At 40.2% G+C, this 8,942-nt stretch carries 10 protein-coding genes; 8 read left to right on the plus strand and 2 right to left on the minus strand.

Translation table 11 applies throughout. The annotated features are described in order from the left end of the window. Positions 1 to 86: 86 nt before the first annotated feature. From HT696_RS08395 to HT696_RS08425, 7 genes are all read left to right on the plus strand, one after another. Positions 87 to 1,103, plus strand: a complete 1,017-nt coding sequence (locus HT696_RS08395; RefSeq protein WP_173283558.1) for a glycosyltransferase family 2 protein — start codon at positions 87 to 89, stop codon at positions 1,101 to 1,103. Between the two features lie 115 nt (positions 1,104 to 1,218). After that, the gene (locus HT696_RS08400) at positions 1,219 to 3,918 is read left to right on the plus strand and encodes a PavB family fibronectin-binding SSURE repeat adhesin (protein ID WP_173283559.1); all 2,700 of its coding nucleotides are present in this window, start codon (positions 1,219 to 1,221) and stop codon (positions 3,916 to 3,918) included. A 166-nt stretch (positions 3,919 to 4,084) separates the two neighbouring features. After that, a complete protein-coding gene (locus HT696_RS08405) occupies positions 4,085 to 4,783 on the plus strand; it encodes a response regulator transcription factor (protein ID WP_000520637.1) in 699 nt (232 codons plus the stop codon). Then, a complete protein-coding gene (locus HT696_RS08410) occupies positions 4,780 to 5,832 on the plus strand; it encodes a HAMP domain-containing sensor histidine kinase (RefSeq protein ID WP_173283560.1) in 1,053 nt (350 codons plus the stop codon). Before HT696_RS08405 ends, HT696_RS08410 begins: the two co-directional genes overlap by 4 nt. A 194-nt stretch (positions 5,833 to 6,026) precedes the next feature. Next, on the plus strand, positions 6,027 to 6,638 hold the full coding sequence (gene rpsD, locus HT696_RS08415; protein ID WP_000092756.1) for a 30S ribosomal protein S4: 612 nt from the start codon (positions 6,027 to 6,029) through the stop codon (positions 6,636 to 6,638). Positions 6,639 to 6,811: 173 nt separating this feature from the next. Beyond that, on the plus strand, positions 6,812 to 7,099 hold the full coding sequence (locus HT696_RS08420; RefSeq protein WP_173224725.1) for a type II toxin-antitoxin system RelB/DinJ family antitoxin: 288 nt from the start codon (positions 6,812 to 6,814) through the stop codon (positions 7,097 to 7,099). Beyond that, positions 7,089 to 7,436 carry a type II toxin-antitoxin system RelE/ParE family toxin gene (locus HT696_RS08425; RefSeq protein ID WP_173224728.1) on the plus strand — a complete coding sequence of 116 codons (348 nt, stop codon included), beginning with the start codon at positions 7,089 to 7,091 and terminating at the stop codon, positions 7,434 to 7,436. The genes HT696_RS08420 and HT696_RS08425 overlap by 11 nt, the downstream gene beginning before the upstream one ends. A gap of 801 nt (positions 7,437 to 8,237) precedes the next feature. On the opposite strand, the gene rpmG is transcribed toward HT696_RS08425, so the two are convergent. Both rpmG and rpmF read right to left on the minus strand, forming a co-directional pair. Beyond that, entirely contained in the window at positions 8,238 to 8,387 is a 150-nt protein-coding gene (gene rpmG, locus HT696_RS08430) for a 50S ribosomal protein L33 (protein ID WP_001265622.1), read from the minus strand. A 15-nt stretch (positions 8,388 to 8,402) separates the two neighbouring features. After that, positions 8,403 to 8,585, minus strand: a complete 183-nt coding sequence (gene rpmF, locus HT696_RS08435) for a 50S ribosomal protein L32 (RefSeq protein ID WP_000290417.1) — start codon at positions 8,583 to 8,585, stop codon at positions 8,403 to 8,405. A gap of 238 nt (positions 8,586 to 8,823) precedes the next feature. Between rpmF and HT696_RS08440 the strand changes: the two genes are divergently transcribed. Next, positions 8,824 to 8,942 (plus strand): helix-turn-helix domain-containing protein (locus HT696_RS08440; protein WP_142999765.1); only part of this gene is annotated, 119 nt, incomplete at its 3' end.

An 8,942-nucleotide genomic window follows, 5' to 3' on the forward strand; every position in this document is an offset into this window, starting at 1 on the left:
CATATATACGGCAAGGCGACGTTGACGCGGTTTGAAGAGATTTTCGAAGAGTATAAGAAAAAATCAGTCCCCTAAAGGAGCAGATTATGAAGTTATTGTCTATCGCCATCCCTAGCTATAATGCCGCTGCCTATCTTCATTACTGTGTGGAGTCGCTAGTGATTGGTGGTGAGCAAGTTGAGATTTTGATTATCAATGATGGGTCTCAGGACCGGACTCAGGAAATCGCTGAGCGTTTAGCCATCAAGTATCCTAACATCGTTAGAGCCATCTATCAGGAAAATAAGGGCCATGGCGGTGCGGTCAATCGTGGCTTGGCAGAGGCTTCTGGGCGCTATTTTAAAGTAGTTGACAGTGATGACTGGGTGGATCCTCGTGCTTACCTGAAAATTCTTGAAACCTTGCAGGAACTTGAGAGCAAGGGTCAAGAGGTTGACGCCTTTGTGACTAATTTTGTCTATGAAAAGGAAGGTCAGTCTCGTAAGAAGAGTATGAGTTACGAGTCAGTCTTGCCTGTCCAGCAGATTTTTGGCTGGGACCAGGTCGGAAATTTCTCCAAAGTCCAGTATATCATGATGCACTCGCTGATTTACCGGACAGATTTGTTGCGAGCGATCCAGTTCCAACTGCCTGAGCATACTTTTTATGTCGATAATCTTTTTGTCTTTACACCCCTCCAGCAGGTCAAGACCATGTACTATCTGCCTGTCGATTTCTATCGATATTTGATTGGGCGTGAGGACCAGTCTGTCAATGAGCAAGTGATGATTAAGCGCATTGACCAGCAACTGAAAGTCAATCGACTCTTGGTAGACCAGCTTGATTTATCCCAAGTGAGCCACCCCAAAATGCGAGAATATCTGCTGAATCATATTGAAATCACGACGGTGATTTCCAGTGCCCTGCTCAACCGAGCTGGAACAGCAGAGCATCTTGCCAAAAAACGGGAGCTGTGGACCTATATTCAGCAGGAAAATCCAGAGGTCTTTCAGGCTATTCGCAAGACCATGCTCAGCCGTTTGACCAAACATTCTGTCTTGCCAGCTCGCAAACTGTCCAATGTTGTCTATCAAATCACCAAATCTGTTTATGGATTTAATTGATATAAGTATTTTATAAGAGGGATTTAAGAAAAATTTTAACTTTTTCTTAGTCCTTTTTAATTTTAGGAGATTATACTAGAGTCATCAAATAAAGAAAAACTCTAAGGAGAATCCTATGAAATTCAATCCAAATCAAAGATATACTCGTTGGTCTATTCGCCGTCTTAGTGTCGGTGTTGCCTCAGTTGTTGTGGCTAGTGGCTTCTTTGTCCTAGTTGGTCAACCAAGTTCTGTACGTGCCGATGGGCTCAATCCAACCCCTGCTCAAGTCTTACCTGAAGGGGAATCGGTAACGAAAGAGGGTGACTTAGCAGAAACTCAGGGAGACACCGTTCTTGCTGAAGCGAAACCTGAGGCCGTTGCTGGAAATACGAATTCACTTTCTACACCTACAGAAGGAACTGAAGTGAGCGAGGAAACAAGCCCTTCTCGTCTGGATACACTTTTTGAAAAAGGTGAAGAAGCTCAAGAAAATCCAGAGCTAACAGATGTCTTAAAAGAAGCTGTAGATACAGATGATGTGGCAGGGACACAAGCAACTCCAGAAGATATTGAAAAAGCTGTCGATGAGGATGTTAAAGACAGTATTGATGTCCCAGCGGGCTACCTAGAACAAGCCAAAGTTCCCGATCCTTTCTTGGCTGGTGTAAACAAACCGCTTAAATATGAACTTTTCGCAGGCGATGGTATGTTGACTCGTCTCTTACTCAAAGCATCTGACAAGGCTCCATGGTCAGATAATGGTAAGGATAAAAATGAAAAAATTCCACCAGTGAAAAATTTACCTGATGGCAAGTATTACTATCAAGTATCTTTGAATGGTAACACTACAGGTAAGCAAGATCAGGATTTATTAGATACACTTCGTACTAATGGTACAAATACCTATGAAGCTACCCTGACTGTCTATGAAGCAGCCGGAGATAAACCTGATTTGACTAAGGTTGTCAAGACACGTAATGTCAATATTACTTTGAACGGTCTTGTAACAAAAAGCGATGTCAAATCTGCAGTTGAGAACAACGTTAAAGACAGTATTGATGTTCCAGCAGCCTACCTAGAACAAGCCAAGGGTGAAGGTCCATTCACAGCCGGTGTAAACCAAGTAATTCCTTATGAACTCTTCGCAGGTGATGGTATGTTGACTCGTCTCTTGCTCAAAGCTTCTGATAAGGCTCCATGGTCAGATAATGGTACAGCTAAAAATCCTGCTTTATCTCCATTAGGAGAAAATGTGAAAACAAAAGGTCAATATTTCTATGAAGTAGACTTAAATGGCAATACTGTTGGTAAACAAGGTCAAGATTTAATTGATCAGCTTCGTGCTAATGGTACTCAAACTTATAAAGCTACTGTTAAAGTTTACGGAAATAAAGACGGTAAAGCTGACTTGACTAATCTAGTTGCTACTAAAGATGTAGACATCAACATCAATGGATTAGTTGCTAAAGAAACTGTCGAAAAAGCTGTTAAAGATAACGTTAAAGACAGTATCGATGTTCCTGCTGCTTATCTTGAAAAAGCTGAAGGAAAAGGTCCTTTCACTGCCGGTGTAAACCAAGTAATTCCTTATGAATTCTTCGCTGGTGATGGTATGTTGACTCGTCTATTACTAAAAGCTTCTGATAAGGCTCCATGGTCTGATAATGGTGTAGCTAAAAATCCTGCTTTATCTCCATTAGGAGAAAATGTGAAAACAAAAGGTCAATACTTCTATGAAGTAGACTTAAATGGCAATACTGTTGGTAAACAAGGTCAAGCTTTAATTGATCAACTTCGCGCTAATGGTACTCAAACTTATAAAGCTACTGTTAAAGTTTACGGAAATAAAGACGGTAAAGCTGACTTGACTAATCTAGTTGCTACTAAAAATGTAGACATCAACATCAATGGATTAGTTGCTAAAGAAACTGTCGAAAAAGCTGTTAAAGATAACGTTAAAGACAGTATCGATGTTCCAGCAGCTTATCTTGAAAAAGCTGAAGGTGAAGGTCCATTCACAGCCGGTGTTAACCATGTGATTCCATACGAACTCTTCGCAGGTGATGGCATGTTGACTCGTCTCTTGCTCAAAGCATCTGACAAGGCTCCATGGTCAGATAACGGCGACGCTAAAAATCCAGCCCTATCTCCACTAGGTGAAAATGTGAACACTAAAGGTCAATATTTCTATGAAGTAGACTTAAATGGCAATACTGTTGGTAAACAAGGTCAAGATTTAATTGATCAGCTTCGTGCTAATGGTACTCAAACTTATAAAGCTACTGTTAAAGTTTATGGCAACAAAGACGGTAAAGCTGATTTGACAAATGTCGTAGCAACTAAACAAGTTACTATTAAGATAAATGTTAAAGAAACATCAGACACAGCAAATGGTTCATTCTCACCTTCTAACTCTGGTTCTGGCGTGACTCCGATGAATCACAGTCATGCTACAGGTGCGACTCATCAAACAGCTGCTGACCATAAGGACATGATGGCACCAGCCAAAGAGACTGATAAAGCAATGCCAGCAAATGACCAAATGGAAAAATCAGGTATGAAGACTGAGACTCCAGCTCCAGGTACTACAGATAGCATGCCTGCTGACACCATGACAAGCTCTACCAATACGATGGCAGGCGAAAACATGGCTGCTTCTGCTAACAAGATGGCTGATACGATGATGTCAGACAAGATGATGTCAGATGATAAAGCTATGCTACCAAATACTGGTGAAGCTCAAACATCAATGGCAAGTATTGGTTTCCTTGGGCTTGCGCTTGCAGGTTTACTCGGTGGTCTAGGTTTGAAAAACAAAAAAGAAGAAAACTAATCAGCTAAGGAAATAAATGATGGATAGTGGGCTGACTAAGGCTAGTTTACCAACTCAATCAGCTATCAGGACTTTCTTTCAATAGCAGATTAAAATCATCGTAAAACAATAAAAATAGTGTTATACTTAAAGCAGTATAGCACTGTTTTTATCAAAGGAGAGACAGATGGGAAAGACAATTTTACTCGTCGATGACGAGGTAGAAATCACAGATATTCATCAGAGATACTTAATTCAGGCAGGTTATCAGGTCTTGGTAGCCCATGATGGACTGGAAGCGCTAGAGCTGTTCAAGAAAAAACCGATTGATTTGATTATCACAGATGTCATGATGCCTCGGATGGATGGTTATGATTTAATCGGTGAGGTTCAATACTTATCACCAGAGCAGCCTTTCCTATTTATTACTGCTAAGACCAGTGAACAGGACAAGATTTACGGCCTGAGCTTGGGAGCAGATGATTTTATTGCTAAGCCCTTTAGCCCTCGTGAGCTGGTTTTGCGGGTCCATAATATTTTGCGCCGCCTTCATCGTGGGGGCGAAACAGAGCTGATTTCCCTTGGCAATCTGAAAATGAATCATAGTAGTCATGAAGTTCAAATAGGAGAAGAAATGCTGGATTTGACTGTTAAATCATTTGAATTGTTGTGGATTTTAGCTAGCAATCCAGAGCGAGTTTTCTCCAAGACAGACCTCTATGAAAAGGTCTGGCAAGAAGACTATGTGGATGATACCAATACCTTGAATGTGCATATCCATGCTCTTCGACAGGAGTTGGCAAAATATAGTAGTGACCAAACGCCCACTATTAAGACAGTTTGGGGGTTGGGATATAAGATAGAGAAACCGAGAGGACAAACATGAAACTAAAAAGTTATATTTTGGTTGGATATATTATTTCAACCCTCTTAACCATTTTGGTTGTTTTTTGGGCTGTTCAAAAAATGCTGATTGAGAAAAGTGAGATTTACTTTTTGCTTGGGATGACCATCGTTGCCAGCCTTGTCGGTGCTGGTATTAGTCTCTTTCTCCTGTCGCCGGTATTTACGTCGTTGGGCAAACTCAAGGAACATGCCAAGCGGGTAGCGGACAAGGATTTTCCTTCAAATTTGGAGGTTCAAGGCCCTTTAGAATTTCAACAATTAGGCCAAGCTTTTAATGAAATGTCCCATGATTTGCAGGCAAGCTTTGATTCCTTGGAAGAAAGCGAACGAGAAAAGGGCTTGATGATTGCCCAGTTGTCGCATGATATTAAGACTCCTATCACTTCGATCCAAGCGACGGTAGAAGGGATTTTGGATGGGGTTATCAAGGAGTCGGAGCAAGCTCATTATCTAGCAACCATTGGACGCCAGACGGAAAGGCTCAATAAACTGGTTGAGGAGTTGAATTTTTTGACTCTAAACACAGCCAGAAATCAGGCGGATATGACCAGTAAAGATAGTATTTTTCTGGATCAGCTCTTGATTGAGTGCATGAGTGAATTTCAGTTCTTGATTGAGCAGGAGAGAAGAGATGTCCACTTGCAGGTAATCCCAGAGTCTGCCCGGATTGAGGGAGATTATGCCAAGCTTTCTCGTATCTTGGTGAATCTGGTCAATAACGCTTTTAAATACTCTGCTCCAGGAACCAAGCTGGAAGTGGTGGCTAAGCTGGAAAAGAACCAGCTTTCAATCAGTGTGACCGATGAGGGACAGGGGATTGCCCCAGAGGATTTGGAGAATATTTTCAAACGCCTTTATCGTGTAGAAACTTCGCGTAACATGAAAACAGGTGGTCATGGCTTAGGACTTGCGATTGCGCGTGAATTGGCCCATCAATTGGGTGGAGAAATTACAGTCAGCAGCCAGTACGGTCTAGGAAGCACCTTTACCCTCCTTCTCAATCTCTCTGGCAATGAAAATAAAGCCTAAAACCCCTTTACAAATCCAGCCATTCATGGTAAAATGAATTTTGTGTGAAATATCAGCAGGAAAGCATGAAGCTCGTCAACAGGTGTCTTATGATAAGTAACCTTGGCTGTTTAGGCGAAGGGCATCTGCACGAATCAGGGCTTTCTAAGTGACTATTTCCACCGAAATATTATTTATATCAGGAGGACATTCACATGTCACGTTATACAGGACCATCTTGGAAACAAGCTCGTCGCCTTGGCCTTTCACTTACAGGTACAGGTAAAGAATTGGCACGTCGTAACTACGTACCAGGACAACACGGACCAAACAACCGTTCTAAATTGTCAGAATACGGTTTGCAATTGGCTGAAAAACAAAAACTTCGTTTCACTTACGGTGTAGGTGAAAAACAATTCCGTAACTTGTTCGTACAAGCTACAAAAATCAAAGGCGGAATCCTAGGTTTCAACTTCATGCTTCTTTTGGAACGTCGTTTGGATAACGTTGTTTACCGTCTTGGTCTTGCGACTACTCGTCGTCAAGCTCGTCAATTCGTAAACCACGGTCACATCCTTGTTGACGGAAAACGCGTTGATATCCCATCATACCGCGTAACTCCAGGTCAAGTGATCTCAGTTCGTGAAAAATCATTGAAAGTTCCAGCTATCCTTGAAGCAGTAGAAGCTACTCTTGGACGTCCAGCATTCGTATCATTCGACGCTGAAAAATTGGAAGGTTCATTGACTCGCTTGCCAGAACGCGACGAAATCAACCCAGAAATCAACGAAGCCCTTGTCGTTGAATTCTACAACAAAATGTTGTAATATTTTATTGAATCAGATAGGCTTTGGAGCCTTGATATTAAGCACTTTGGGGCGCTTTCCCTTAGTGCTTTTTTACATTTTAGAATAGCTTTTAAGCATCCAGCTATAAGTAGCTATACGTAACTAGACCTGTATAGTTTAAAGTGATATAATAGTCTAAAGGAGGTACTACCATGAATGTTTTAGAAAAAAACACACAGGTAAACTTTAAGACTAACAGAGACTTATTAGAGAAGGCTAAAGCTATTATCACATCGCAAAATCTTGATATGACAGCCAGTTTTAACTTGTTTTTAGAACACATTGTAGAAAATAAAGCCTTGCCATTTGAAACTCAAGTAGATAAAGAAAGAGAAGAACTTCTATCAGGGTTGCGTGCTGAAATTGCCCGTAGCTTTGACGATTTAGAACATGGAAGAACTTACAACCTTGATGAAGTGAGGGCTAACCTTGGAATTTAACGAGAACGCATATAGCCTCATTATATCCGAAACGGTGCAAGAACAGCTAAGAGGTATTAAAGACTATATCTCAGCTAACTATTTTTCAGAGCAGGCAGGAGCAAACACAGTTAAGAATATTCTTTATGGTTTGGAGCGTCTTGAAGTCTTCCCAGAAGCAGGATTTGATGATGACGAAAGAGTAGGATGTATTATATACCCACCTCACAAAACCAGATGCATCATTTTAGGCGATTACCTAGCCTTCTATCATATTTTAGAGGACAGAAAATCTGTCTTTGTATCAGATATTATTCATAGCAAACAGGACTACATCCGCTTGTTCAAGAAAAAATAGCGCCTACATGTGAAGGCGTTTTTGTTTGGAAATGATATAACATAGTGAAACGAAATAAAAATAGGACAAATCAATCAGGACAATCAAATCAATTTCTATACTCTTCGAAAATCTCTTCAAACCACGTCAGCTTCACCTAGCCGTACTCAAGTACAGCCTACGGCTAGCTTCCTAGTTTGCTCTTTGATTTTCATTGAGTATTAGAAGTCCAAATGTACTATTCTAGTTTCAATCTACTATATTTTGGCCCCCTCACTTTAAGGAAGGGAGGTGTTGCCGATGTTAGAAACTTTACTCATAGTGTTTCTAGCTCTGTTACTTATTAACGTGTTATCTGAGCTTTTCAAGTTATGGCTTAAGAAACGTAAGAAGTAATGGTTAACCCTTTAAGAGGGTAGCAAAAAAGCCCCATCGGTGGCACGGTGGGGCTTTTTAGTTACATATGCTGTAACTTTACTCATATTGTAAGTTCATTCTAACATATAACACCCAATATTTCAAGTTTTTATTTTGATATTCCTCAGAAGTCATTCCGCAATCTTATAACGCTGAATCCTGTTGTTTGAGTCCGCTTCACTGAAATTAGTACACGCGCTGCCAATTTCCATTTTGCACATCATGTATAATATAGGTAAACAATGATGACATTGGTTAAGTAGAGTCCTAAAATTACCTGATTCAAATCAGTTTTACAAAAAAGATTGTAGGATAAGTAAAGTTTGAATTGAAATATAAGGTAGTTAACAAAAAGAAAAAACGCTTGAGCAGCGTTTTTCTTCTGTATTGATTCGTATTGAATGCTTACTTAACCTCTGTAAACACAACGTGTTTGCGAAGTTTTGGTGAGTATTTCTTCAATTGAAGACGGTCTGGAGTGTTACGTTTGTTTTTAGAAGTAAGGTACAAGCGTTCACCAGATTCTTTGTGTTCAAGTGTAATATTTACGCGCATGGTATCTCCCTTCTATTATTCAGCTGATGCAGCTTTAGCGATTTTACGTCCTTTGTAGTATCCTTTAAGTGATACACGGTGAGAACGTGAGTAATCTCCAGTAGTTTCGTCAAAGTTTACAGATGGAGCTGTTACTTTGTAGTGTGTACGACGTTTGTTTTTCTTCGCTTTTGAAGTGCGACGTGCAGGTACTGCCATTTTGATTTCTCCTTTAGGTATTTATATTCGATTCAATCTACTGATTTTCATCAACCATACTAGGATAACACATTTTTTTTGTAAAGTAAAGTTACTTGACAAAAAAAGATGAAAAAATTCTCCTGTGCTAACTTCTCAAAGTAACTTCCACTCGCCTAACCGAAGTGGAAATTAGTCTAAAACGGATTTTTATGGTGGAATTAAGTGTGAGACGTTTGAATTAGAAATGAGGTCTACTATGACAAAACATAAACACCTTACCCTTTCAGACCGTAATGATATCCAATTAGGTTTAGAGCGCGGTGAAACATTCAAAGCTATTGGACAATCCATTCTAAAAGACCCAACTACTGTTTC

The sequence above is a fragment of the Streptococcus sp. 9903 genome, assembly GCF_013276625.1.
Taxonomy (GTDB): domain Bacteria; phylum Bacillota; class Bacilli; order Lactobacillales; family Streptococcaceae; genus Streptococcus.

What these genes read in the sequence shown, in the direction of transcription:
- HT696_RS08395 (WP_173283558.1), top strand. Translation starts at nt 87, where the DNA reads ATGAAGTTATTGTCTATCGCCATCCCTAGCTATAATGCCGCTGCCTAT.
- HT696_RS08400 (WP_173283559.1), top strand. Translation starts at nt 1,219, where the DNA reads ATGAAATTCAATCCAAATCAAAGATATACTCGTTGGTCTATTCGCCGT.
- HT696_RS08405 (WP_000520637.1), top strand. Translation starts at nt 4,085, where the DNA reads ATGGGAAAGACAATTTTACTCGTCGATGACGAGGTAGAAATCACAGAT.
- HT696_RS08410 (WP_173283560.1), top strand. Translation starts at nt 4,780, where the DNA reads ATGAAACTAAAAAGTTATATTTTGGTTGGATATATTATTTCAACCCTC.
- rpsD (WP_000092756.1), top strand. Translation starts at nt 6,027, where the DNA reads ATGTCACGTTATACAGGACCATCTTGGAAACAAGCTCGTCGCCTTGGC.
- HT696_RS08420 (WP_173224725.1), top strand. Translation starts at nt 6,812, where the DNA reads ATGAATGTTTTAGAAAAAAACACACAGGTAAACTTTAAGACTAACAGA.
- rpmG (WP_001265622.1), bottom strand. Translation starts at nt 8,387, where the DNA reads ATGCGCGTAAATATTACACTTGAACACAAAGAATCTGGTGAACGCTTG.
- rpmF (WP_000290417.1), bottom strand. Translation starts at nt 8,585, where the DNA reads ATGGCAGTACCTGCACGTCGCACTTCAAAAGCGAAGAAAAACAAACGT.